This is a genomic window from Burkholderia sp. E168m22, assembly GCF_001319805.1.
GTDB classification, from domain to species: Bacteria; Pseudomonadota; Gammaproteobacteria; order Burkholderiales; family Burkholderiaceae; genus Burkholderia; species Burkholderia orbicola.
The window spans coordinates 33485-56718 of the sequence record NZ_BBSK01000026.1 but is presented as its reverse complement, the minus strand read 5'-3'; the positions used below and the strand labels follow the sequence as shown (position 1 = coordinate 56718).

Sequence of the window (23234 nt, the reverse complement as noted above, 5' to 3'; positions counted from 1 at the left end):
GAATGAACCTTGCGACGGCTTCGCGCGTCTGTAGCGAAAGCGGTTCCGGCACGCACGCCGTCGCAGTTTGAAGAATCCATCGTCATTCTCAGAGGAAACCCATGAGTGCAATCGTAGATATCATCGGCCGCGAGATTCTGGATTCGCGCGGCAACCCCACCGTCGAATGCGACGTGCTGCTCGAATCGGGCACGATGGGCCGCGCGGCGGTGCCGTCGGGCGCGTCCACCGGCTCGCGTGAAGCGATCGAACTGCGCGACGGCGAAGCCGGCCGCTACAACGGCAAGGGCGTGCTGAAGGCAGTCGAGCACATCAACACCGAAATCTCCGAAGCCATCATGGGCCTCGACGCATCGGAACAGGCGTTCCTCGACAAGACGCTGCTCGAGCTGGACGGCACCGACAACAAGTCGCGCCTGGGCGCGAACGCGATGCTGGCCGTGTCGATGGCCGTCGCGAAGGCCGCCGCCGAAGAGGCCGGCCTGCCGCTGTACCGCTACTTCGGCGGTTCGGGTGCGATGCAACTGCCGGTGCCGATGATGAACATCGTCAACGGCGGCGCGCACGCGAACAACAGCCTGGACATCCAGGAATTCATGATCGTTCCGGTCAGCCAGCCGACGTTCCGTGAAGCGCTGCGTTGCGGCGCGGAAGTGTTCCACGCGCTGAAGAAGATCCTGAGCGACCGCGGCATGAGCACGGCCGTCGGCGACGAAGGCGGTTTCGCACCGAACTTCGGCAGCAACGACGAGTGCCTGTCGACGATCCTGCAGGCGATCGAGAAGGCCGGCTACCGTGCGGGCGAAGACGTGCTGCTCGCGCTCGACTGCGCGGCATCCGAGTTCTACCACGACGGCAAGTACCAGCTCGCCGGCGAAGGCCTGCAACTGTCGTCGGCCGAATTCACCGACTACCTCGCGACGCTCGCCGACAAGTTCCCGATCGTGTCGATCGAGGACGGCATGCACGAAAGCGACTGGGACGGCTGGAAGCTGCTGACCGACCGCCTCGGCAAGAAGGTGCAGCTGGTCGGCGACGACCTGTTCGTCACGAACACGCGCATCCTGAAGGAAGGCATCGAGAAGGGCATCGCGAACTCGATCCTCATCAAGATCAACCAGATCGGTACGCTGACCGAAACGTTCGCGGCAATCGAAATGGCGAAGCGCGCGGGCTACACGGCCGTGATCTCGCACCGCTCGGGCGAAACGGAAGATTCGACGATCGCGGACATCGCGGTCGGCCTGAACGCCGGTCAGATCAAGACGGGTTCGCTGTCGCGCAGCGACCGCATCTCGAAGTACAACCAGCTGCTGCGCATCGAGGAAGATCTCGGCGACATCGCGAGCTACCCGGGCAAATCGGCTTTCTATAACCTGCGCTAACGCGCTACTATCGGGTTCGTCATCTCGACGCCGCTCTGTGCCTGTGCGCGGAGCGGCGCTTCTTATATCTGCGTCTCTTACATGCGGCTTGTCACTGTCGTCCTGATTGCCTTGCTGGCGCTCATTCAGTACCCCCTATGGTGGGGACACGGCGGCTGGCTGCGGGTGCACGAATTGCGTCAGCAGCTCGACGACCAGCTTCAGAAGAATGCGGACGAGAAGCTGCGCAACGAGCGCACCGCGGGCGAAGTGCAGGATCTGCAGAGCGGCACCGCGGCGATCGAGGAGCGTGCGCGCTACGAGATGGGCATGGTGAAGGACGGCGAAGTATTCGTGCAGTTCGTGTCGCCGAATGCGCCGGCAGGGCCGGTGAACACCACGCCATCGAATACGTCGACGCGCGGCGCGGTTTCGGCGGCGCCGGTGCGGGTCGTGCCGAATCCGCAGTCGATCGCGAAGCCGTCGCGCCATCACGGCGGCGACAAGGGCAAGCCGGCGCATCACTGAGCGCGGTACGTCGAATCCATTGAAAAAGCGCGGGAAATGCCGCGCTTTTTTATTTCCTGCCAGTCGTCAATCGATCGGGCGACGCCCGCTCACCACCACCAGCCCGGGTAGCCGTAGCTGACGCCCGTGCCCCAGCGATTGCCCCATCCGCCGTAGTACCCGCCGTAGACCGTCACGGGTGGCGGCGAGTAATACGCCCACGCGCGCGCCGCCGCCTCGGCTGCCATCGCGCTGTTCTGTTCGCGCAGCACCTGCTGGTCGATCTCGTCGTAGCGCTTGCGTTCGGCGCTCGACAACACGGGTGGCTGGCCGCCCGACGCGCCCGGTTCGGGCAGGCGGCTCAGGATCGTGGAAGTCGGCGGCGGCATCGCGCAGCCGGCCAGCGCGAGCGTGCCGGCGGCCATGCCCGTCAGGACGACGCTGCGGATGGTGAGCAAGGGGTGAGGGTGATTCATGTGTTTCTCCTGCGGCGCGCCGACCGTGGGAAAACGGCTTGCGCCGAAGGCCGGGCCTTGGGCGCCTGAGCCGCGGTGCGGCGCTCGTGCGTCATTATGCGCCCGTGCCGCGCCGGTGGCGGGCACGGGCGCATGGCTCAGTGACGCTGGTCGGTCGCGGGCGCGATGCCGGTTTCGACACCGGGTGCCGCAAACAGTTGCGCGACGTCGACCGGATCGAATTCGTAGCGCTGGTTGCAGAACTCGCAGTGGATCTCGACGTGGCCGCGCTCGACGATCACGCTGTCGACTTCTTCACGACCGAGCATGCGCAGCATCGCACCGACCTTCTCGCGCGAGCACGAACACTGGAAGCGCGTGCCGGCCGGTTCGAAGTGCTGCACGTTTTCCTGCCAGAACAGCCGGCGGAACACGACTTCCGGTTCGACTTCGAGCAGTTCCTTCGCGGACAGCGTGCCGCCGAGCGTGCACACGCGCTCCCACGTGTCGATATCGGTTTCGGCGTTGCGCGGCACGATGCCGCCGTCGCCCGGCAGCTTCTGCAGCAGCATGCCGACCGCGCGGTCGCGATCGGCCGCGAGCCACAGCCGCGTGTCGAGCTGCTCCGAGTGATGCATGTAGTGCTCGAGCACCTGCGACACCGATTCGAGCGGGCCGTCGACGCCGTTCAGCGGCACGATGCCTTGATACGGCTGCTGGCCCGGCAGCTTGTCGGCCGGATCGAGCGTGATCACGCAGCGGCCGTGGCCGCTCGCGTTGACGAGCGACGCGAAACTCGTGTCGTCGCTGATCGTCTGCGCGGCGTCGCCGGAGAACTTCGCGGTGGCCCGCATCGACAGATCGGACCCGCACTGGACGACCAGCATCTGGACCGGCCCGTCGCCGAAGATCTGCATGATCAGGGTGCCGTGAAATTTCAGGTTCGCGGACAGCAGCGCGCACGCGGCCATCATCTCGCCGAGCACCGTGCGCACCGGGGCAGGGTAGTCGCGGCGGGCGAGCACTTCCTGCCACGTGTTGCGCAGCGAAACGATCTCGCCGCGCACGGGCGCCGCATTGAACATGAATTTCTGTAACTGGTCGCTCACTCTTCTTCCTTGAAATCCGTGCGAATCACCCGATCCGCACGAGTTGCTCCTTGAAATGCGCGCGTCGCTCGACATACGTCTTCGCGTTCGCGCGCAGCCGCGCGACGTCTTCGGCCGACAGCTCGCGCACGACTTTCGCCGGTGCGCCGAGAATCAGCGAGTTGTCCGGGAACGTCTTGCCTTCCGTCACGACCGCGCCGGCACCCACCAGACAGTTGCGGCCAATGACCGCTCCATTCAAGACCACCGCCTGAATCCCGATCAGCGAACCTTCGCCGATCGTGCAGCCGTGCAGCATTGCCTGGTGCCCGATCGTCACGTTTTCCGCAATCGTCAGCGGAAAGCCGGGGTCGGTATGCAGAACCGCGCCTTCCTGGACGTTGCTGCCGGCGCCGACCGTGATCGTCTCGTTGTCGCCGCGAATCGTCGCGCCGAACCACACGCTCGCGTTTTCCTCGAGCACGACCTTGCCGATGATGGCCGCCGTATCGGCGACGAATACGCTTTCGTGGATCGTCGGGGCCGTCTCGCCCAGCTTGTAGATCGTCACGGAGTCTCCTTGTCTCTTCGATGATGGGCGCCGGTAGAATGGCGCGTCCGGTTTGCCCGGCGCCTGGCGCCGCGGAACAAACGCATATTGTAAACCGTCGCGTGCCGATGCTCCCGCGATGCGTACGCAAGGTGTCCCCGTTTATGAGCATGGAGTCTTCTTCTTTTGACCCGGCGCCGGCCTGTGTGCGCAGCGTGGCGCTCGACGCGCTGCGTATTGCCGAGCCGGCGGCCAAGGCCGCGCGGGTGCGCGCGCTGCACGATGCGCTGCGCGCCGGGCAGGCGGCGATCGCGCCGGCGCTCCAGTTGCGCGAACCGGCCGGTCTGCCCGGGCGCCCGGCGCGGCCCCCGCTGGTCGAGCCGCGCGAGCTGCAGCGGCGCAGCATGCGATCGCCCGAAGGGCGCGCCGTGCTGCTGCACGCGCTCGCCCATATCGAGTTCAACGCGATCAACCTGGCGCTCGACGCGGTCTGGCGCTTCGCGGACCTGCCCGACGCGTTCTATGCGGACTGGCTGAAGGTCGCGGCCGAGGAGGCCTATCACTTCACGCTGCTGTCCGACCGGCTCGCCGACGGCTTCGGGCATGCGTACGGCGATTTTCCCGCGCATAACGGGCTATGGGAGATGTGCGAGCGGACCAAGGACGATGTGCTCGCGCGCATGGCGCTCGTGCCGCGCACGCTCGAGGCGCGCGGGCTCGACGCATCGCCGCCGATCCGCGCGCGACTCGTGCAGGCGGGCGACGACGCGTCGGCTGCGATCCTCGACGTGATCCTGCGCGACGAAATCGGCCATGTCGCGATCGGCAACCGCTGGTTCCGCCATCTGTGCGACGCAGCCGGCCGTGACCCCGTGCCGACCTATCGGCAGCTCGCCGAGCAATACCACGCGCCGCGGCTGCGCGGCCCGTTCAATTTCGATGCGCGACGCGATGCCGGCTTCGAGCAGGCCGAACTCGACGAACTGGCTGCGCAGGACGCGGCGGACGGGCGCACCGCGCATTAGCCGGCTCGCGTGCGGCTGCGTCCGGTGGGCCGCCTGCTTGCGCGCCCGATCGATAGCATCTTTCTGCTTGGCGCCGTACGACCTCGCCGCTAGAGCGCTACCTCGATTGCCGGCCGCCTGAACCGGGGTGTCGCCGCTATAATCGAACGACCATTCTTTTTTGGGCGGCTGCGATGAGTGCCTCGAGTTCTGTTTCCGATTTCGTCACGGTGCGCGGCGTCCAGCTGCATGTGCGGCGCTGGGGTCGGCCCGATGCGCCGACGCTGTTCATGCTGCACGGCTGGATGGACGTCGCGGCGTCGTTCCAGTTCGTCGTCGATGCGCTCGCGGGCGACTGGCAGGTGATCGCGCCCGATGCGCGCGGCTTCGGGCTGTCCGACTGGCCGGTCGCGCGGCAGGGCGGCGGCCACTACTGGTTCCACGAATACCTGGGCGACCTCGATGCGCTCGTCGACCGCTACGCGCCGACCGGCGAGGTCAACCTGGTCGGACACAGCATGGGCGCGAACGTCGTGTGCCTGTATGCCGGCGCCCGGCCGGAACGCGTGCGCCGCGTGGTCGATCTCGAAGGGTTCGGGCTCGCGCCGGCCCGCGCCGAACAGGCGCCGCGCCGGCTGCGCGGCTGGCTCGACGAGCTGCGCGAGCCGCCCGCGCTGCGGCCGTACGCGTCCCTCGACGACGTAGCGGCGCGCCTGATCAAGACCAATCCGCGGCTCGACCCGCGCCGCGCCGCGTTTCTGGCCGCGCACTGGTCGAAACGCGGCGACGACGGCCTCTACCATCTGCTCGCCGACCCGGCGCACAAGATGCCGGGCCCGCTGCTGTACCGGCTCGACGAAGTGATGGCGACCTGGAAGCAGGTGCGCGCAAAGGTGCTGCACGTCGAGGCCGTCAATTCTCCGACGCTCGCGCACCTGGCCGGCGACATCCCGCTGCCCGAATTCAAGGCGCGCTTCAACGCGTTCCCCGACTGGCGCGAGAAGCTCATCGAGGATGCCGGCCACATGGTGCATCACGACCAGCCCGAGCAGATCGCGGCGTTGATCGAGGCGTTCTGCGCATAGGCGCGTGGCACGGGCGGCACGGCAGGCGGGCGGCGCAATTGCCGCGTTGCAGTAGAATGAGGCCTTACCTGCCATGCCGACAATGAACGCCGATCTCCACTGCCATTCCAATGTTTCCGACGGGTTGCTGTCGCCTGCCGACGTCGCGCGCCGCGCGCATGCGGGCGGGGTGACCCTGTGGGCGCTGACCGACCATGACGAGATCGGCGGCCAGGCGGCGGCGCGCAGCGAGGCGGAAGCGCTCGGCATGCGCTACCTGAGCGGCGTCGAGATTTCGGTCACGTGGGCATCGCGCACCGTGCACATCGTCGGTCTGAACATCGATCCCGCCCATCCGGCGCTGGTCGACGGCCTGTATCGCACGCGCCACGGCCGTGCGGCGCGCGCGGTGGCGATCGCGGAGCAACTCGCGACGCTTGGCATCCCCGGCGCGTACGAAGGTGCACTCAAATACGTATCGAATCCCGACCTGATCTCGCGCACGCACTTCGCGCGTTTTCTCGTCGAGAACGGCCACGCCGAATCGACGTCGGACGTGTTCGATCGCCTGCTCGGCGACGGCAAGCCCGGCTTCGTCCCGCACCGCTGGGCGTCCCTGTCCGACGCGGTTGGCTGGATTCGCGCGGCAGGCGGCGAAGCGGTGGTCGCGCATCCGGGCCGCTATCGCTATACGCCGGTCGAATTCGACGCGTTCTTCGGCGAGTTCATCGATCTCGGCGGCCGCGCGATCGAGGTCATCACGGGCAGCCATACGCCCGACCAGTACCGCGAATACGCGGACGTTGCGCGCCGCTTCGGCTTCGAAGTGTCGCGCGGCTCGGATTTCCACGCACCGGGCGAGGGCCGCATCGAGCTCGGCAGCCTGCCGCCGTTGCCGCCCGACCTGACGCCGGTCTGGGAGCGCTGGCTCTGACGCCGGGCGGCTTCGGCCCGCCCGCGTTGCCGTTGATGCGCACATCCGACTTCTCCCTCTTTACGTGTCCCCATGTCCCAGTTCTTCAGGATTCATCCGGATAATCCGCAGCCGCGCCTGATCAAGCAGGCGGTGGAGATCGTCAGCAAGGGCGGCGTGATCGCGATGCCGACCGATTCGAGCTATGCGCTCGCGTGCCATCTCGACGACAAGGATGCGGTCGAGCGCGTGCGCCGGATTCGCGGCCTCGACGAGAAGCAGCACCTGTCGCTGCTCGTGCGCGACCTGTCGGAGCTCGCCAACTTCGCGATGGTCGACAACCGCCAGTACCGGCAGATCAAGTCGGTGACGCCGGGCCCGTACGTGTTCATCCTGCAGGCGACGAAGGAAGTGCCGCGCCGGCTGTCGCACCCGTCGCGCAAGACGATCGGGCTGCGCGTGCCCGATCACGCGATCACGCTCGCGCTGCTGGAGTCGCTCGGCCAGCCGCTGCTCGGCACGACGCTGATCCTGCCGCCGGACGACGAACCGCTGAACGATCCCGAGGAAATCCGCACGCGGCTCGAGAAACAGGTCGACCTCGTGATCGACGGCGGCGCGTGCCCGCGCGAACCGTCGACGGTGATCGACCTGACCGGCGATGCGCCCGAACTCATCCGTGCGGGGCGCGGCGCGCTCGAACCGTTCGGACTCTCGGCCGCATGACCCGCGGTGTCATTTTTGCGCGAGTGCGCTTGTTACAATAACGCGATATGGATGCTTCCCTGATACAGACCATCGCCGTCTACGCGCTGCCCGTGATCTTCGCGATCACGCTGCACGAGGCCGCGCATGGCTACGCCGCGCGCCTGCTCGGCGACAACACCGCCTACGCGATGGGGCGCGTGTCGTTCAATCCGATGCGCCACATCGACCCGCTCGGCACGATCGCGATTCCGCTCGCGATGTACTTCCTGACCGGCGGCGCATTCCTGTTCGGCTATGCGAAGCCGGTGCCGGTGTCGTTCGGCAACCTGCGCAATCCGCGCTGGGGCAGCCTCTGGGTCGCGCTCGCGGGTCCGGCCTGCAACTTCGTGCAGGCGCTCGTCTGGGGCCTGCTGACCCTGGTGCTGCCGGCCGTCGGCGTCGACGAGCCGTTCTTCACGCGGATGGCGTTCGCCGGCGTCAGCGCGAATCTCGTGCTCGGCGTGCTGAACCTGTTTCCGCTGCCGCCGCTCGACGGCGGCCGCATCCTGGCGGCGCTGCTGCCGACCCGACAATCGATCGCGCTGTCGCGCATCGAGCCGTACGGTTTCATCATCGTCCTCGTGCTCGTCACGACGGGCGTGCTGACGAACTTCTGGCTGCGTCCGCTCGTCAATGTCGGCTACGCCGTCCTGAGCGCCATCCTGTCTCCCTTCGCCTCGCTTTTCTAACGACAATCATGTTCCCAGAACGTATTTTCTCCGGCATGCGACCCACCGGGTCGCTGCACCTCGGTCATTACCACGGCGTGCTGAAAAACTGGGTGAAGCTGCAGTCCGAGTACCCGTGCTTCTTCTGCGTCGTCGACTGGCATGCGCTGACGACGCACTACGAGACGCCCGAGGTCATCGAGAAGAACGTGTGGGACGTGCTGATCGACTGGCTCGCGTCCGGCATCGATCCGGCGCAGGCGACGCTGTTCATCCAGAGCAAGGTGCCCGAGCACGCGGAACTCGCGCTGCTGCTCGGCATGAGCACGCCGCTCGGCTGGCTCGAACGCGTGCCGACCTACAAGGAGCAGATGGAGAAGCTGAAGGACAAGGATCTGTCCACCTACGGCTTCCTCGGCTACCCGGTGCTGATGGCCGCCGACATCCTGCTGTATCGCGGCTCGCTGGTGCCGGTCGGCGAGGATCAGGTGCCGCACGTCGAGATGACGCGCGAGATCGCGCGCCGCTTCAACTACCTGTACGGCCGCGAGCCCGGTTTCGAGGAGAAGGCGCTCGAAGCCGCGAAGAAGCTCGGCGGCAAGCGCGCGAAGCTCTATCACGAGCTGCGCAACGCGTATCAGCAGGAAGGTGACGACGAGGCGCTCGAACAGGCGCGCGCGATGCTGCAGGAATCGCAAAGCCTGTCGATGAGCGACCGCGAGCGCCTGTTCGGCTATCTCGAAGGCGCGCGCAAGATCATCCTGGTCGAGCCGCAGGCGCTGCTGACCGAAGCGTCGCGGATGCCGGGCCTCGACGGGCAGAAGATGTCCAAGTCGTACGGCAACACGATCGGCCTGCGTGAAGACGCCGAGACGATCACGAAGAAGGTCCGCACGATGCCGACCGATCCCGCACGCGTGCGCCGCACCGATCCGGGCGATCCCGACAAGTGCCCGGTGTGGCAGCTTCACCAGGTCTACACGGACGAAGCGACGCACGAATGGGTGCAGAAGGGCTGCCGCTCGGCGGGTATCGGCTGCCTCGACTGCAAGCAGCCGGTCGTCGAAGGCATCCTGCGCGAACAGCAGCCGATGCTCGAGCGCGCGCAGAAGTACATGGACGATCCGTCGCTGCTGCGCGCGATCGTCGCGGACGGCTGCGACAAGGCGCGCAAGTACGCGACGGAAACGATGCGCGACGTGCGCGACGCGATGGGTCTGTCGTACAACTGATCCGGCGCATGAGCGAATCCGTCATCGCCGCCGCGGGCGGCCACGTCGGCCAGGCCGAGCCGTCGCGCTGGGTCGCGCAATGGGCGCGGCTCGTGCCGGCCGGCGGAGCAGTGCTGGACGTCGCCGCGGGCGGCGGTCGCCACGCGGGCTGGTTCGCGTCGCGCGGGCATCCGGTCGTCGCGCTCGATCGTGACCCGGCCGCGCTGGCCGCGTTGCGCGCGATTCCCGGCGTCGACGCCCGCGCGGCTGATCTCGAAGGCGCGCCATGGCCGCTGCCGGCCGGCGAGCGGTTTGCGGCCGTGATCGTCACGAATTACCTGCATCGTCCACTCTGGCCCCATCTGCTCGATGCCGTGGCGCCGGGCGGCGTGCTGATCTACGAAACTTTCGCGCAAGGAAACGAAACGGTCGGAAAACCGTCCAACCCCGCGTTCCTGCTCGCCCCGGGCGAGTTGCTGGACGCGGTGCACGGCCGCCTGCGGGTGGTCGCGTACGAGGACGGTTTCGTGGCCGCGCCGCGCGAGGCATTCGTCCAGCGCCTCTGCGCAGTGCGCGAGGGCGCGACCCCGAAGGCGGGGGCGGGAATTCCACGTTACGAACTGCCCGGCTAATCCGCTACAATCTCAACGTTTACCGGTACACAATCAATCGCGTTTCATGGCTAACGGCACCCAAGACGGCATTCAAATCCGCGGCAGCATCCCCGCGATCGTCACCCCGATGCTCGAAGACGGCAGTCTCGACCTGCCGGCGTTTCGCAAACTGGTCGACTGGCACATCGCGGAAGGCACCGATGCGCTCGTCGTCGTCGGTACGAGCGGCGAGTCGGCAACGCTCAGCGTCGAAGAGCACATCCTGATGATCCGCACGGCGGTCGAGCATGCGGCGAAACGCATCCCGATCATCGCGGGCGCGGGCGGCAATTCGACCGCCGAGGCGATCGAGCTGACGAAGCACGCGAAAGCCGTCGGCGCGGACGCGACGCTGCAGGTCGTGCCGTACTACAACAAGCCGACGCAGGAAGGCATGTACCGCCACTTCCGGACGATCGCCGAAGCGGTCGACCTGCCGGTGATCCTGTACAACGTGCCGGGCCGGACGGTCGCGGACATGACGCACGAGACGACGCTGCGTCTCGCGGAAGTCCCGGGCATCATCGGCGTGAAGGAAGCGACCGGCAACGTCGATCGCGCCGCCCACCTGATCAAGGCCGCGCCGAAGCATTTCGCGATCTACAGCGGCGACGATCCGACCGCGATCGCGCTGATGCTGCTCGGCGGCCACGGCAACATCTCGGTGACCGCGAACGTCGCGCCGCGCGCGATGAGCGAGCTGTGCCGCGCGGCGCTGGCCGGCGACGTGCAGACGGCCCGCGCGCTGCACATGAAGCTGCTGTCGCTGCACAAGAACCTGTTCATCGAAGCGAACCCGATCCCGGTGAAGTGGGCGCTGCAGACGATGGGCAAGATGCAGGGCGGCATCCGGCTGCCGCTCACGGCGCTCGACGAGCGCTGTCACGATGCCGTGCGTTCGGCCCTCGTCGAGGCCGGCGTCCTCTGATGCCGAGGCGGCCGCGTCCTGCGGCCGCCGGCTCGACCCCTGATCAACCCGCACCGGCCGGCTCCGTCCGGCGCCGCTCCTGACGAGCGTTCTAGCAAGACGAAGGATTTCATGAAACGTTTCGCCTTTTCCTCTCGCGCCATCCAGTTGTCGGTGGTGGCGCTGGCGCTGGGCGCGCTCGCTGGCTGCGATACGCTGAACGACTACCTGGCCCCTGACCGGGTCAATTACAAGAACACCGGCTCGGCGCCGCCGCTCGCGGTGCCGAGCGACCTGAAGCCGGTGCAGACGACGCAGCAGTTCGTCGCGCCGCCGACCAACGCCGGGCTCGGCACGCTGCCGCCGCGGGCCACGACGCAGGCCGGCAATGCGACCGACGGCATCCCGAGCGCGCAGGATCCGCTCGGCATGCACATCGAGCGCGACGGCGATCGCCGCTGGCTCGTCGTCGACGGCCGGACGCCCGAGCAGCTGTGGCCGATCCTGAAGGAATTCTGGCAGGAAAACGGCTTCTCGCTGAAGACCGATGCGCCGTCGACGGGCATCATGGCCACCGACTGGGCCGAGAACCGCGCGAACATTCCGGACGACTGGTTCCGCCGCACGATCGGCCGGGTCATCGATTTCGCCTATTCGTCGGGCACGCGCGACCGCTTCCGCACGCTCGTGAACCGTACGTCCGACGGCAACACCGACATCTCGATCACGCACAGCGCGATGGAAGAAATGATGGTCGGCCCGCAGGGCGGCACGTCGTCGCGCTGGGAGGAGCGTCCGCGCAACCCGGTGCTCGAAGCCGTGTTCCTGTCGAAGCTGATGCAGAAGTTCGGCCTGACCGACGCGCAGGCGAAGCAGTTGCTGACCGATGCGCGCCCCGCGACAGCGCCGGCGCAGGTCAGCGACACGAGCGGCGGCGCCGCGACGCTGCAACTGGCCGAGTCGTTCGACCGCGCATGGCTGCGCGTGGGCCTGGCGCTCGACCGGACCAACTTCACGGTCGACAATCGCGACCGCGAGAAGGGCATGTACACCGTGCGCTATGCGAATTCGATGGAAGAGCTCAAGCGTGACGGCCTGTTCGGCAAGCTGTTCTACGGCGGCCCGTCAGCCGCCAAGCCGGGCAAGGAATACCTGATCAACGTGCGCGCACAGGGCAACGGCGGCACGCAGGTCGCGGTGGTCGGCGCGAACGGCCAGGTCGACAACTCGTCGGACGCGCAGCGGCTCATTTCGCTGCTGCACGCGCAGCTGAACTGAGCGCGTGCGATTCGCCAGCCTCGGAAGCGGCAGCGAAGGCAACGCGCTGGTCGTCGAGGCCTCGAGCGGCACGACGACCACCCGCGTGCTGCTCGACTGCGGCTTTTCTGCCAAGGAGGTCGAGCGCCGGCTCGGCCGACTGAATCTCTGCATCGCCGATCTCGATGCGATCCTCATCACCCACGAACACAGCGACCACGTCGGCAGCGCGCTGACGCTTGCGCGCCGCGCGTCGCTGCCGCTCTACATGAGCTGGGGCACCGCGCGCGCGGTCGGCGCGGACGAGGCCGATGTCGATCTCCACGTGCTGTGGGGCGACGAGACGGCCGCGATAGGCGATCTCGCCGTGATGCCCTATACGGTTCCCCACGACGCGCGGGAACCGCTCCAGTTCGTCTTCATGGACGGAAACCGCCGGCTCGGCGTGCTGACGGACGTCGGGATGGCCACGCCGCACATCACGGCCGTCCTGAGCGGCTGTGACGCGCTGGTGCTCGAATCCAATCACGATACTGCGATGCTGGCCGCCAGCCGCTATCCGCAGTCGCTGAAGGCGCGGATCGGCGGCAACCACGGCCACCTGAGCAATGCCGCCGCGGCCGACATCCTCGCGTCGCTGGAACGCAGCCGTCTCCAGCACCTGGTCGCGGCCCATCTGAGCCAGCAGAACAATCTGCCGGAACTGGCCCGCCAGGCGTTTGGCGGCGTACTTGGGACGGACGGCGAAGACGTGGTCGTGGCCTCGCAGGACGCGGGCTTCGACTGGCTGATGCTCGGATGAGCGGAGCGGGGCTGCTGCGGCGGCCCGAAGCGTCTGCCGGGCGCTCGATTCGAAAGCGGCAGACGTAAAAAAACCGGCCCTCGGGCCGGTTTTTTTCAGCTGATGCTGAAGGCTTACTGGCTTGCGCCCGAAGCCGGAGCAGCCGTCGCTGCCGAAGCAGCCGACGCCACTGCAGCAGCAGCGTCGCTCGCAGCAGCCGTTGCCGACGAAGCAGCAGCCGAAGCGTCGCTCGCAGCACCAGCAACTGCCGAAGCAGCCGACGAAGCAGCAGCAGCCGCGTCGCTTGCAGCCGACGAAGCAGCTTGATCAGCGCTCTTGTTGCAAGCAGCCAGTGCAACAGCAGCCAACAGGGAAGCTACGAGGAGGGATTTCTTCATGATCACGTCCTTTTATGGTTAAAGGTAAGCAACAGCGCGAAACAATACCGGTAATGTGCTCCAACACCGACCTGGGCCGCTGGTGGAGATGCACTTCTTAGAGCGTGAATCTTCCCTACGGCTTGGGCGGAAATTATATGCACTTTCCTATCGACCGTCGACAAATGCGGGGTCAATACGTTGTCTTTCCCATACAGAATTTGATCTGTACGGGCATACGGGGCGACTCACACTAATTCCGGTTTCCGACCCGTATCCAGCCCGCACGATACCACTCGTGCAACAAGGCTGTCATCGAGGGAACCCGGGATAGTGTTACAAACCGTTTCGCCTCCATCTGACGTTGATTGGCCAGTTCGGGCAGCCATTCCTCGGCTTGCTCGAGCGGTCCTTCCTCGCCATTAATGAAGTACGAGCGCGCGTTATACATCAATGCGGCCCTTCTGTCGAGACGCACGCCACGGCGTGACGCTTGCGTGACGAATGCGGCCTCGGACAGCGGGCGCTCGGGCGGGTCGAAAACGACGTTCGATTTCGGTTCGCTCAGGTAGCAGCCGAGGAATTCGGCGACGTCGCGCTTGCGCCAGCGGATCGCGTCGACGATCTCGGCCACGCGTTCGACCATCGCCGGCGGCAGTTGCGCGGGCGCGTCGACGGCCGGCTGCTTCGGATCGCGGTAGAGATCGTCGCCCCCCGCGTCGCGCAGGCCGCCGCGTTCCGCGAGGTAGTACAGGAACTGGGCGCCCAGCTCGCCGGCGGACGGGGCCCGGAAGCCGATCGAGCAGGTCATGCACTCGCCTTCGGCCACGCCGTCGTGCGCGATGTGCGGCGGCAGGTACAGCATGTCGCCGGGCTCCAGCACCCATTCGTCGCTCGGCTCGAAGTTTTCGAGGATCTTCAGCGGCACGTCCGGTTGCAGCGACAGATCCTTCTGCGCACCGACCCGCCAGCGGCGCCGGCCTTCGACCTGCAGCAGAAACACGTCATACGAGTCGAAGTGCGGGCCGACGCCGCCGCCGTCCGTCGCATACGAGATCATCAGGTCGTCCAGCCGCGCGTCGGGGATGAAACGGAACCGGTCGAGCAACGCGCGCGCCGCGTCGACGTGCAGGTCGAGCCCCTGCACGAGCAGGGTCCAGGATTTGCGCGTGACGGCAGGCAGCGCGTTGGGTTCGAACGGGCCGTGCGCCAGTTGCCACTTGTTACGAAAATGGGTGATCAATCGCGATTCCGCGTCATAGTCGGCGGCGAGCTCGAACAGCGCATCGCGCGTGACCGGCGACGCGACGCCGGGGATCGCCTGGCGGATCAGCAGCGGCTTCTTTTGCCAGTAGCCGCGCATGAATTGCGCCGGCGTGAGGCCGCCGAGCAGCGGCGTGGGAAGATCGGAGGGCGGCGCGCCGAGCGGGGCGGCAGCGGTATCCCGCGGTTCGGCTTGAGACCGGTTGCGCATCGTATAATGAGACTTGTATTTGGGAGAATTGGATGAAAATCGCAAAAAACACCGTCGTGTCGGTCACTTACAAGCTGTCGGACGCACAGGGCAATCTGATCGAGGAAAGCGACGAGCCGATGGTCTATCTGCACGGCGGCTATGATGGCACGTTCCCCAAGATCGAGGAACAGCTCGACGGCCACGAGGCAGGCTACCAGGCGCAGATCCAGCTCGAGCCGGAGGACGCGTTCGGCGACTACGATCCCGAGCTCGTGAAGATCGAGCCGCGCGACCGTTTTCCCGAGCCGCTCGAAGTGGGCATGCAGTTCGAAGGCACGCCGGAAGACGGTGACGAGGAAGCCGACTCGCTGATCTATACGGTCACCGATATCGCCGAGGACAAAGTCGTGCTCGACGGCAATCACCCGCTGGCTGGCATGGCGCTGCGTTTCGCGCTGACCGTGAAGGACGTTCGCGAAGCCACCGAAGACGAAATCGAGCACGAGCACGCGCATGGCGCGGAAGGGCTGGAGATCGTCGACGAGGACGACGACGAAGACGGCGAAGCGCCGTCAGGGCGTACGCTGCACTGAGCTTGCCGGCAGGCCCGGCGCCGGCCCTGATGCGGGGGGCGGGGCCGGCCACGACGCGCCGCCCGGTGCGGCGCCGTCACCCTGCAACGGCGGCGCGACCGACGACGCGTCGGGCAGCGCCGGCAGCGCGGGGATTTCCGGCATCTGCGGCAGCGGCACGTCGTCGCGCGGCACGAGCGGCAGGGTGGGCGGTACGGGCAGGTTCTTCGGCACCTCCTGCAGGCTGACGTTGAAGATCGTCTGCCGTGCCGGCGATACGCTCACCTTCACCCACTGATTCGCCGGATGGCGCGGTCCGATCGCGACGCGCGTGACGTTTCCTACCAGCTCACCATCGTCGGCATGCAGCGGACGGTCGATCAGAAAGCCATTCGCCAGCGGTTCGCCGCTCGCGTGCATCACTAGTATCGGGCCGCGGAACGTCGCCGCCGCCTTCACCAGCGTTCGTTTCAGCTCGCGGAAGCCGTCGCGCACGCGCGGCCGGTTGAAACGCAGCCACGCAAAGCGTTCCGCTCGTTCATAGCGTTCGAACTGCGGGTCGCCCTCGAACATCACGACCATCGCGCGCGCTTCGCGCCGCTTCGCATACTCGGCCGCGTGATCGATCCAGAAGCCGTTCGCGATGATGCGGTCCTCGAATTCGCCGTTGCGGCCGCCCGCGGTCAAATAATGGTTGTTCGGCGCCGGCGCATTGAGTGCGACGTACACGATGTCGTCGCGCATCCAGCGTGCGTTTTCGCGATACGGCCGGAACCGTGCGACTTCGCTCTCCCGCGTGATCTGCAGTGCGCCGGGATCGGGCAGTGCCGAATCGGCGAGCAGCGTCTGCCGCAGGAAGTCGAGCCGCTCGACCGGGTCGTAGCCGCCGCCGGCCGCGGTGTTGCAGGCGATCCAGTCGTCGTGGCCGGGAATGAACACGAGCGGCACGCGCGCCGCATCCAGGATCGCACCGCGCTGCGAATACAGCGCGTCGCGGCATGCTTCCTTCGAGCCTTTGAGATCGCCTGCGTAGACGACGAACGCGAGATTGCGCTCGCGCGCTATCGCATCGAGCAGCCGTTGCGCAGCCGGTTCGTCCGCCGGAGCATTGATGACGCCCGACACGACCGCGAACGAATAGGGCGCTGCGCTGCGCTTGGGCGGCGCGGCCACTGCATCGGCCTGCGCCAGCGCTAGCGCCGCCGCGACGAGCGCGGCGGCGGCGCGGGCCGGCAGGCCCTGCGGCATGCGCTTACGCGTGCCCGTCGGCATCGTGCGACCGGACCAGCGTGCGCAATTCATACAGCAGGTCGAGCGCCTCGCGCGGCTTCAGATCGTCGGGATCGATGTCGCGCAGCTTTTCGAGCGCCGGATGCGGCGTGTCGGGCAATGCCGGCGCGTCCGCGCATTCGAGATCGTCGACGGCCGCGGGCGGCGCGCTGAAGAGATCGAGTTGCGGCGTGTGCTGGGATGCCGACTGCTGTTCGAGATACGCGAGGTGCTTGCGTGCGGCGCGGATCACCGGTGCCGGGACGCCCGCGAGTTGCGCAACCTGGAGGCCGTAGCTCTGGTTCGCCGGGCCTTCGTTGACCGCGTGCAGGAACACGATGCCGTGGCCGTGCTCGACGGCCGACAGGTGGACGTTGGCCGCTTGCGGGAATTCGGCCGGCAGTTGCGTCAGCTCGAAGTAGTGCGTCGCGAACAACGTGTAGCACGCGTTGTGCGCCAGCAGGTGGCGCGCGATGGCCCAGGCGAGTGCAAGGCCGTCGAAGGTCGACGTGCCGCGGCCGATCTCGTCCATCAGCACGAGGCTTTGCGGTGTCGCGTCGTTGAGGATCGCCGCCGCTTCGGTCATCTCGACCATGAAGGTCGAGCGGCCGCCCGCGAGATCGTCGGCCGCGCCGATGCGCGTGAAGATCCGGTCGATCGGACCGAAGCACGCCGACTTCGCCGGCACGTAGCTGCCGACGTACGCCATCAGCGCGATCAGCGCGGTCTGCCGCATGAACGTCGACTTACCGCCCATGTTCGGTCCGGTGATCAGCAGCAGCTTGCGCTCGGTGCCGAATCGGCAGTCGTTGGCGATGAACTGCTCGACCTGCGCTTCGACGACCGGGTGGCGGCCCTGTTCGATTTCGATGCCGATCTCGTCGGTGAAGGTCGGCGCGACCCAGTCGAGCGCCCGCGCGCGTTCGGCGAAGGCGGCCAGCAGGTCGAGCTCGGCGAGGGCCGAGGCGACGCGCTGGCATTCGGGGATGAACGGCAGCAGCGCCTGCAACACCGAGTCGTACAGCGCGCGCTCGCGCGCCAACGCGCGTTCCTGCGCGGACAGCGCCTTGTCCTCGAAGGTCTTCAATTCCGGCGTGATGTAGCGCTCGGCGTTCTTCAGCGTCTGGCGGCGGCGGTAGTCGTCGGGCACCTTGTCGGTCTGGCCGCGCGTGACCTCGATGTAGAAGCCGTGCACCTTGTTGTATTCGACGCGCAGGTTCGCGATGCCGGTGCGCGCGCGCTCGCGCGCTTCGAGATCGATCAGGAACTGCCCGCAGTTCTCCGAAATGTCGCGCAGTTCGTCGAGCTCGGCATCGTAGCCACGTGCGATCACGCCGCCATCACGCACCATCGCGGCCGGCTCGGGGGCGATCGCACTCGTCAGCAGGTCGAGGCATTCGGCAGGGGGCGCGAGCGCCGCGTCGACGCGCGCGAGCGCATCCGCGTTCGCGACGATCGCGCTGATGCGCTCACGCAGCGCCGGCAGCGCGGCGAACGTGTCGCGCAGGCTCGACAGGTCGCGCGGGCGAGCGGACAGCAGCGCGAGCCGCCCGGTGATCCGTTCGACGTCGGCGATCTGGCGCAGCGCACTGCGCAGCGCATCGAGGCCCGCGTTGGCTGGTGCATCGAGCAGCGCGCCGATCGCCTGCTGGCGCGACTGCGCGGCGACCGACGCGCGCGGCGGGTGATGCAGCCAGTGACGCAACAGGCGGCTGCCCATCGTCGTGCAGCAGGTGTCGAGCAGCGAATACAGCGTAGGCGACTCGGTGCCGCGCAGCGTTTCGGTCAATTCGAGGTTGCGGCGCGTGGCCGGGTCGAGCCCGATGTATTCGGTTTCGTTCTCCACCTTCAGGCTGCGCACGTGCCGCAGTTGCTGGCCTTGCGTGGCCGCGGCATAGAGCAGCAGCGCGCCGGCCGCGCCGCACGCGCTCGTCAGCGAATGCGCGCCGAACCCGTCGAGGCTCGCGACGTCGAGCTGATCGCACAGGCGCTGCGTGCCCGACGCGATGTCGAAGTGCCAGGCCGGCACGCGCTTGCTTGCGCCCGCGCCGGCGGGAATGGCGTCGGTTGCGCCGTCCGGCGTCAGGATTTCGGCCGGCCGGATGCGTTCGAGCGCGGCGGCAAGCTGGTCGGGCTCGATTTCCGCGAGACGCAATGCGCCGCTCGCGAGGTTCAGCCATGCAAGGCCGATATTGACCGCGACGCCGCGCTTGTTGTGGCCGGTACACATCGCGAGCAGGTAGACGTCGTTCTTGTCGGACAGCAGCGCGGCATCGGTCAGCGTGCCGGGCGTGACGACGCGCACGACCTTGCGCTCGACCGGGCCTTTCGACGTGGCGGGGTCGCCGATCTGCTCGCAGATCGCGACCGATTCGCCCATCTTCACGAGCTTCGCCAGATACTGCTCGACCGCGTGATGCGGGACGCCGGCCATCTTGATCGGTGTGCCGGACGACGCGCCGCGCTGCGTGAGGGTCAGGTCGAGCAGGCGTGCCGCTTTTTCCGCGTCCTCGAAGAACAGCTCGTAGAAGTCGCCCATCCGGTAGAAGACGAGCGTGTCCGGATGATCGGCCTTGATGCGCAGGTACTGCTGCATCATCGGGGTGTGGCCGGCAAAGGCCTCGGGCGACAGCGTGGTCATAGGTCAGGCATGAAGTTGTTGCTTGGGTTGCCCGAGTTTACCAGTGGCTTCGACGTCCACGTGCGAAGTTCGCCGTTTGGCCGATGGCGGGTGATGCCGGGTCGTCGCGATTTGATGGAGGTACTCGCCCGACTGCCCACCCACGAAGCGTCCGGGATCGCCGGGCCGCTCCCGCGGCGTCGGGCATCCGGCGCCACCAAACTGGCAAGACGGGTTCACTTACAATCAGCAGAATGCGCTCGCCGTGTCCGGGAGCAACCTTGGCCATGCCTATATCGGCGACCTCGATGTCGTCTGTCCGGCGACGACGCCTCGATTACCGTGCGGCAACAGGAGAACCTCGATGATCAAAGTCAGTGTCATGTACCCGTACGCCGCAGGCGCGCGCTTCGACCATGCTTACTACCGCGATACGCACATGCCAATGGTGAAACAGCGGCTCGGCGCGGCATGCCTGTACTACACGGTGGACAAGGGTATCGCAGGCGGCGCTCCCGGTGCGGACCCTGTTTACGTCGCCAAGTGTGACTTCGTCTGCACTTCCATCGAAGCTTTTCAGGCAGCCCGCGATCCGCACGCGCAGGAGATCATGGCCGACATTGCCAATTACACGGATATACGCCCCGTGCTGCAAATCAGTGAGGTGGTCGTGGAGCGTTCGGAAGGCTAACCAGGGTTCGGATATCGCCAGGCATCGCATCCGTGTATGACGCAGCGCCCGCGCTATCGTGGCGCGGATCGCGCTCGCTCGGCCTGATCGGATACGCTTGCCGCCGCGGAAAGGGCGGTACGAAATTCCGTGCGTCGAGCCACGAGTGAAGCTCCATGAAGCCACGGCGGGGCAGGCCGGCGGCGCTCAGGTCACGCACCTGCGCGCCCCGACCCTGCGCCGCAGGTCAGGACGCGTGCCCCGACGTCAGACTGAGCGCCACCGCCTGCGCGACTTCGATGCCGTCGATCGCCGCCGAATAGATGCCGCCCGCATATCCCGCGCCTTCGCCGGCCGGATACAGGCCTTCGACGTTCATGCTCTGGTAGTCGTCCTTGCGTCGAATCCGGATCGGCGACGACGTGCGCGTCTCCACGCCGGTGAGCACGGCGTCGTGCATCGCGAAGCCGGCGATCTTCTTGTCGATCTCGGGCAGCGCTTCGCGGATCGCCTCGATCACGTAGTCCGGCAGTGCGGTACTGAGGTCGGTCGGATTCACGCCGGGCTTGTACGACGGCTCCACCGAGCCCAGCGACGTCGACGGCCGGCCCGCGATGAAATCGCCGACCAGCTGGCCCGGCGCGCGGTAGTCCCCGCCGCCGAGCTCGAACGCGCGTTCTTCCCATTTGCGCTGGAACGCGATGCCGGCGAGCGGGCCGCCCGGATAATCGTCCGGCGTGATGCCGACGACGATGCCCGCATTCGCGTTGCGTTCCGCGCGGGAATACTGGCTCATCCCGTTGGTGACCACGCGGCCCGGCTCCGAGGTCGCGGCGACCACCGTGCCGCCCGGGCACATGCAGAAGCTGTAGACCGCGCGCCCGTTGCTGCAGTGGTGGACCACCTTGTAGTCGGCCGCGCCGAGCTGCTTGTGGCCCGCGAACTTGCCGAAGCGGCTGCGATCGATCAGCCCCTGCGGATGCTCGATGCGGAAACCAAGCGAGAACGGTTTCGCTTCGATATAGACGCCGCGGTCGTGCAGCATCTGGAACGTGTCGCGCGCGCTGTGGCCCACGGCCAGCACCACGCGGTCGCACCGCAGCGTTTCGCCGTTCGACAGCTTGAGCGCGCGCACCTTGCCCTGGTCGATTTCGATGTCGTCGACGCGGGTTTCGAAACGCACTTCGCCACCGAGTTCGTGGATCGACGCGCGCATTTTTTCCACCATGCTGACGAGGCGGAACGTGCCGATGTGCGGCCGGCTCAGGTACAGGATGTCCTCGGGCGCGCCGGCCTTGACGAATTCGTCCAGGACCTTGCGGCCATAGTGGTTCGGATCCTTGATCTGGCTGTACAGCTTGCCATCGGAAAACGTCCCCGCGCCGCCTTCGCCGAACTGCACGTTGGATTCGGGATTGAGCACGCTCTTGCGCCACAGGCCGAAGGTGTCCTTGGTGCGCTCGCGCACGGCCTTGCCGCGTTCGAGGATGATGGGACGGAACCCCATCTGCGCGAGGATCAGCCCCGCGAACAGTCCGCACGGCCCCATGCCGATGACGACCGGGCGCAGGAAGTCGGCGTGTTCGGGCGCCTTCGTGACGAAGTGGTACGCCATGTCGGGCGTCACGCCGCAATGCGGCTTGCCGGCGATGCGCTCGAGCGCGGCCGCTTCGTCCTTGACGTCGATATCGACGATATACGTGAGCTTGATGTCGGCACGCTTGCGCGCGTCGTGCGCGCGGCGGAACACGGTGTAACGGAGCAGTTCGTCTGGCGCCACGCCGAGTTCCGCGAGGCGCGCGCGAATCGCGGCCTCGAGCGCGCTCTCGGGGTGGTCGAGTGGGAGTTTAATTTCGCTTAGCCGTAACATGGGGACTCGGATGCGATTGCCACGGCGCCGTGGCGGTGTTGATACAGGCGGGGCCGGCACCCCGGCGGCGGCGTCGTTCGCCGCGCGGGCATGCCGGACGCAAACCCTTCGCTGTCGTTGCGGGACAAGCGGTGCGGGCGGCAGTACGCCGACTCGTCCGGGCAACTCGGGCAACTTCAGGATAGGCGCACGAAGCGGCCCGTGTGCGCGGAAAATTGTCCCGCGTGTCGGGCGATCGGCGCGCCATCATGACGATGCCGCGCGAGCGGTTTGCGTGAAAGCCGCGCCACGCAGGCGCGGCCCGGGCTTACTCCGCTGCCGGATGCACGCGGCTGTAGCGGTTCAGGATCGGGATCATCTGCGCGTAGATCTTCGGGTTCGCGGCGACGATCTCGTGGCGATGCAGGAAATCGGCGTCGCCCGTGTAGTTGCCGACGAGGCCGCCGGCCTCGGTGATCAGCAGGCTGCCCGCCGCCATGTCCCACACGTTGATGCCTTGCTCGAAGAACGCGTCGAGGCGGCCGGCCGCGACGTTCGCGAGATCGAGTGCCGCCGCGCCCGGGCGGCGCAGGCCCGTGCAGGCCTGCGTCATTTCGGTGAAGAGGCGTGCGTAGGCGTCGAGGCCGTCCTTCTCGCGGAACGGGAAGCCCGTGCCGACGAGTGCATCTGCCAGGCGGTCGCGGCGGCCGACGCGGATGCGGCGGTCGTTCAGGTACGCGCCGCGGCCGCGGGTGGCCGTGAACAGGTCGTTCTTGTTCGGATCGTAGACGACGGCCTGCGTGACGACGCCCTTGTGCTCGAGCGCGATCGATACGCAGTAGTACGGGAAGCCGTGGATGAAGTTGGTCGTGCCGTCGAGCGGATCGATGATCCACTTGAATTCGGATTCGTTGTCGGATTCGCCCGATTCCTCCGCGAGGATCGCGTGGTCGGGGTAGGCGGTCTTCAGCGTCTCGATGATCGCGTCTTCGGCGGCCTTGTCCACTTCGGTGACGAAGTCGTTCTGCTGCTTCTTGCGGATCTCGATCAGGTCGAGATCGAGGGACGCGCGATTGATGATCTGTCCGGCGCGGCGCGCAGCCTTGACAGCAATGTTGAGCATGGGATGCATGAGCCTGGATCCTGTAGCCGGCGGCAGGGCCGCCACGAAGTGGGACAACCGCCCGGAACGGCGCAAGCGTGCCGGGGCGAGGTGAGACGCGAATTGACAAAGAGCGGGGTACGACCCGCG

General features: G+C 67.0%; 23 protein-coding genes and 1 pseudogene. 15 read left to right on the top strand and 9 right to left on the bottom strand.

Translation table 11 applies throughout. The features are described 5' to 3' along the window. The first annotated feature begins 101 nt into the window (after window positions 1–101). Window positions 102–1385 (top strand): phosphopyruvate hydratase, encoded by a 1284-nt coding sequence (eno, locus tag AP428_RS08145; protein WP_006478406.1) that lies wholly within the window; start codon window positions 102–104, stop codon window positions 1383–1385. An 81-nt stretch (window positions 1386–1466) separates the two neighbouring features. Beyond that, the gene (gene ftsB, locus AP428_RS08140) at window positions 1467–1892 is read left to right on the top strand and encodes a cell division protein FtsB (RefSeq protein ID WP_011549473.1); all 426 of its coding nucleotides are present in this window, start codon (window positions 1467–1469) and stop codon (window positions 1890–1892) included. An 89-nt stretch (window positions 1893–1981) separates the two neighbouring features. Here the strand turns inward: ftsB and AP428_RS08135 are convergent, their stop codons facing one another. The 3 genes from AP428_RS08135 to AP428_RS08125 form a co-directional block, all read right to left on the bottom strand. Further along, window positions 1982–2347: a hypothetical protein gene (locus tag AP428_RS08135; protein WP_054927957.1), complete on the bottom strand. Its 366-nt coding sequence runs from the start codon at window positions 2345–2347 to the stop codon at window positions 1982–1984. A 137-nt stretch (window positions 2348–2484) separates the two neighbouring features. Next, entirely contained in the window at window positions 2485–3435 is a 951-nt protein-coding gene (gene hslO, locus AP428_RS08130) for an Hsp33 family molecular chaperone HslO (protein ID WP_012328811.1), read from the bottom strand. Window positions 3436–3460: 25 nt separating this feature from the next. After that, window positions 3461–3985 (bottom strand): gamma carbonic anhydrase family protein, encoded by a 525-nt coding sequence (locus tag AP428_RS08125; RefSeq protein WP_006478410.1) that lies wholly within the window; start codon window positions 3983–3985, stop codon window positions 3461–3463. A gap of 143 nt (window positions 3986–4128) precedes the next feature. On the opposite strand from AP428_RS08125, the gene AP428_RS08120 reads away from it, so the two are divergent. The 11 genes from AP428_RS08120 to AP428_RS37130 all read left to right on the top strand — a co-directional run bounded on the left by AP428_RS08120 (window position 4129) and on the right by AP428_RS37130 (window position 13496). Continuing rightward, window positions 4129–4989 carry a ferritin-like domain-containing protein gene (locus AP428_RS08120; RefSeq protein WP_197285588.1) on the top strand — a complete coding sequence of 287 codons (861 nt, stop codon included), beginning with the start codon at window positions 4129–4131 and terminating at the stop codon, window positions 4987–4989. Window positions 4990–5162: 173 nt separating this feature from the next. Then, window positions 5163–6053, top strand: coding sequence for an alpha/beta fold hydrolase (locus AP428_RS08115; RefSeq protein WP_006478412.1), 891 nt, complete (start codon window positions 5163–5165; stop codon window positions 6051–6053). A gap of 82 nt (window positions 6054–6135) precedes the next feature. Beyond that, complete coding sequence (locus AP428_RS08110; RefSeq protein WP_027805809.1) at window positions 6136–6966, top strand: 3',5'-nucleoside bisphosphate phosphatase; 831 nt, start codon at window positions 6136–6138, stop codon at window positions 6964–6966. Between the two features lie 72 nt (window positions 6967–7038). After that, the gene (locus AP428_RS08105; RefSeq protein ID WP_006487045.1) at window positions 7039–7671 is read left to right on the top strand and encodes an L-threonylcarbamoyladenylate synthase; all 633 of its coding nucleotides are present in this window, start codon (window positions 7039–7041) and stop codon (window positions 7669–7671) included. Between the two features lie 47 nt (window positions 7672–7718). Continuing rightward, window positions 7719–8381, top strand: coding sequence for a site-2 protease family protein (locus AP428_RS08100; protein WP_011549479.1), 663 nt, complete (start codon window positions 7719–7721; stop codon window positions 8379–8381). Between the two features lie 8 nt (window positions 8382–8389). Further along, window positions 8390–9592, top strand: a complete 1203-nt coding sequence (locus AP428_RS08095; RefSeq protein ID WP_006487046.1) for a tryptophan--tRNA ligase — start codon at window positions 8390–8392, stop codon at window positions 9590–9592. A gap of 8 nt (window positions 9593–9600) precedes the next feature. Further along, the gene (locus AP428_RS08090; protein WP_006478415.1) at window positions 9601–10203 is read left to right on the top strand and encodes a bifunctional 2-polyprenyl-6-hydroxyphenol methylase/3-demethylubiquinol 3-O-methyltransferase UbiG; all 603 of its coding nucleotides are present in this window, start codon (window positions 9601–9603) and stop codon (window positions 10201–10203) included. A gap of 46 nt (window positions 10204–10249) precedes the next feature. Further along, window positions 10250–11152 (top strand): 4-hydroxy-tetrahydrodipicolinate synthase, encoded by a 903-nt coding sequence (gene dapA, locus AP428_RS08085; RefSeq protein WP_053525424.1) that lies wholly within the window; start codon window positions 10250–10252, stop codon window positions 11150–11152. A 111-nt stretch (window positions 11153–11263) separates the two neighbouring features. Next, window positions 11264–12409 (top strand): outer membrane protein assembly factor BamC, encoded by a 1146-nt coding sequence (bamC, locus tag AP428_RS08080; RefSeq protein WP_006478417.1) that lies wholly within the window; start codon window positions 11264–11266, stop codon window positions 12407–12409. A gap of 4 nt (window positions 12410–12413) precedes the next feature. Continuing rightward, window positions 12414–13190, top strand: a complete 777-nt coding sequence (locus AP428_RS08075) for an MBL fold metallo-hydrolase (RefSeq protein ID WP_011549482.1) — start codon at window positions 12414–12416, stop codon at window positions 13188–13190. A 102-nt stretch (window positions 13191–13292) separates the two neighbouring features. Beyond that, window positions 13293–13496 carry a hypothetical protein gene (locus AP428_RS37130; RefSeq protein ID WP_006487056.1) on the top strand — a complete coding sequence of 68 codons (204 nt, stop codon included), beginning with the start codon at window positions 13293–13295 and terminating at the stop codon, window positions 13494–13496. On the opposite strand, the pseudogene AP428_RS37745 reads toward AP428_RS37130, so the two are convergent. Continuing rightward, window positions 13497–13743: pseudogene (locus AP428_RS37745) on the bottom strand (hypothetical protein). It lies immediately after the preceding gene. 56 nt (window positions 13744–13799) lie between these two features. Further along, window positions 13800–15020, bottom strand: coding sequence for a cupin domain-containing protein (locus AP428_RS08070; protein ID WP_054927955.1), 1221 nt, complete (start codon window positions 15018–15020; stop codon window positions 13800–13802). A gap of 32 nt (window positions 15021–15052) precedes the next feature. On the opposite strand from AP428_RS08070, the gene AP428_RS08065 reads away from it, so the two are divergent. Beyond that, entirely contained in the window at window positions 15053–15595 is a 543-nt protein-coding gene (locus AP428_RS08065) for a peptidylprolyl isomerase (RefSeq protein ID WP_011694320.1), read from the top strand. Here AP428_RS08065 and AP428_RS08060 read toward each other — a convergent pair. Together AP428_RS08060 and mutS are read right to left on the bottom strand one after the other, a co-directional pair. After that, on the bottom strand, window positions 15575–16822 hold the full coding sequence (locus tag AP428_RS08060) for a hypothetical protein (protein ID WP_054927963.1): 1248 nt from the start codon (window positions 16820–16822) through the stop codon (window positions 15575–15577). The genes AP428_RS08065 and AP428_RS08060 overlap by 21 nt on opposite strands. A gap of 4 nt (window positions 16823–16826) precedes the next feature. Beyond that, window positions 16827–19484, bottom strand: a complete 2658-nt coding sequence (gene mutS, locus AP428_RS08055; protein WP_054927954.1) for a DNA mismatch repair protein MutS — start codon at window positions 19482–19484, stop codon at window positions 16827–16829. Between the two features lie 343 nt (window positions 19485–19827). Between mutS and AP428_RS08050 the strand changes: the two genes are divergently transcribed. After that, window positions 19828–20154, top strand: coding sequence for an EthD family reductase (locus tag AP428_RS08050; protein WP_027805802.1), 327 nt, complete (start codon window positions 19828–19830; stop codon window positions 20152–20154). A gap of 226 nt (window positions 20155–20380) precedes the next feature. On the opposite strand, the gene AP428_RS08045 is transcribed toward AP428_RS08050, so the two are convergent. Then, entirely contained in the window at window positions 20381–22003 is a 1623-nt protein-coding gene (locus AP428_RS08045) for an NAD(P)/FAD-dependent oxidoreductase (RefSeq protein ID WP_054927953.1), read from the bottom strand. Window positions 22004–22310: 307 nt separating this feature from the next. Next, window positions 22311–23114 carry an inositol monophosphatase family protein gene (locus AP428_RS08040; RefSeq protein WP_006493635.1) on the bottom strand — a complete coding sequence of 268 codons (804 nt, stop codon included), beginning with the start codon at window positions 23112–23114 and terminating at the stop codon, window positions 22311–22313. Between the last annotated feature and the right edge of the window lie 120 nt (window positions 23115–23234).

Coding starts and splice junctions, on each gene's coding strand:
- eno (WP_006478406.1), top strand. CDS start 102: ATGAGTGCAATCGTAGATATCATCGGCCGCGAGATTCTGGATTCGCGC.
- ftsB (WP_011549473.1), top strand. CDS start 1,467: ATGCGGCTTGTCACTGTCGTCCTGATTGCCTTGCTGGCGCTCATTCAG.
- AP428_RS08135 (WP_054927957.1), bottom strand. CDS start 2,347: ATGAATCACCCTCACCCCTTGCTCACCATCCGCAGCGTCGTCCTGACG.
- AP428_RS08120 (WP_197285588.1), top strand. CDS start 4,129: ATGAGCATGGAGTCTTCTTCTTTTGACCCGGCGCCGGCCTGTGTGCGC.
- AP428_RS08115 (WP_006478412.1), top strand. CDS start 5,163: ATGAGTGCCTCGAGTTCTGTTTCCGATTTCGTCACGGTGCGCGGCGTC.
- AP428_RS08110 (WP_027805809.1), top strand. CDS start 6,136: ATGAACGCCGATCTCCACTGCCATTCCAATGTTTCCGACGGGTTGCTG.
- AP428_RS08105 (WP_006487045.1), top strand. CDS start 7,039: ATGTCCCAGTTCTTCAGGATTCATCCGGATAATCCGCAGCCGCGCCTG.
- AP428_RS08100 (WP_011549479.1), top strand. CDS start 7,719: ATGGATGCTTCCCTGATACAGACCATCGCCGTCTACGCGCTGCCCGTG.
- AP428_RS08095 (WP_006487046.1), top strand. CDS start 8,390: ATGTTCCCAGAACGTATTTTCTCCGGCATGCGACCCACCGGGTCGCTG.
- AP428_RS08090 (WP_006478415.1), top strand. CDS start 9,601: ATGAGCGAATCCGTCATCGCCGCCGCGGGCGGCCACGTCGGCCAGGCC.
- dapA (WP_053525424.1), top strand. CDS start 10,250: ATGGCTAACGGCACCCAAGACGGCATTCAAATCCGCGGCAGCATCCCC.
- bamC (WP_006478417.1), top strand. CDS start 11,264: ATGAAACGTTTCGCCTTTTCCTCTCGCGCCATCCAGTTGTCGGTGGTG.
- AP428_RS37130 (WP_006487056.1), top strand. CDS start 13,293: ATGCTGAAGGCTTACTGGCTTGCGCCCGAAGCCGGAGCAGCCGTCGCT.
- AP428_RS08070 (WP_054927955.1), bottom strand. CDS start 15,020: ATGCGCAACCGGTCTCAAGCCGAACCGCGGGATACCGCTGCCGCCCCG.
- AP428_RS08065 (WP_011694320.1), top strand. CDS start 15,053: ATGAAAATCGCAAAAAACACCGTCGTGTCGGTCACTTACAAGCTGTCG.
- AP428_RS08060 (WP_054927963.1), bottom strand. CDS start 16,822: ATGCCGCAGGGCCTGCCGGCCCGCGCCGCCGCCGCGCTCGTCGCGGCG.
- mutS (WP_054927954.1), bottom strand. CDS start 19,484: ATGACCACGCTGTCGCCCGAGGCCTTTGCCGGCCACACCCCGATGATG.
- AP428_RS08050 (WP_027805802.1), top strand. CDS start 19,828: ATGATCAAAGTCAGTGTCATGTACCCGTACGCCGCAGGCGCGCGCTTC.
- AP428_RS08045 (WP_054927953.1), bottom strand. CDS start 22,003: ATGTTACGGCTAAGCGAAATTAAACTCCCACTCGACCACCCCGAGAGC.
- AP428_RS08040 (WP_006493635.1), bottom strand. CDS start 23,114: ATGCATCCCATGCTCAACATTGCTGTCAAGGCTGCGCGCCGCGCCGGA.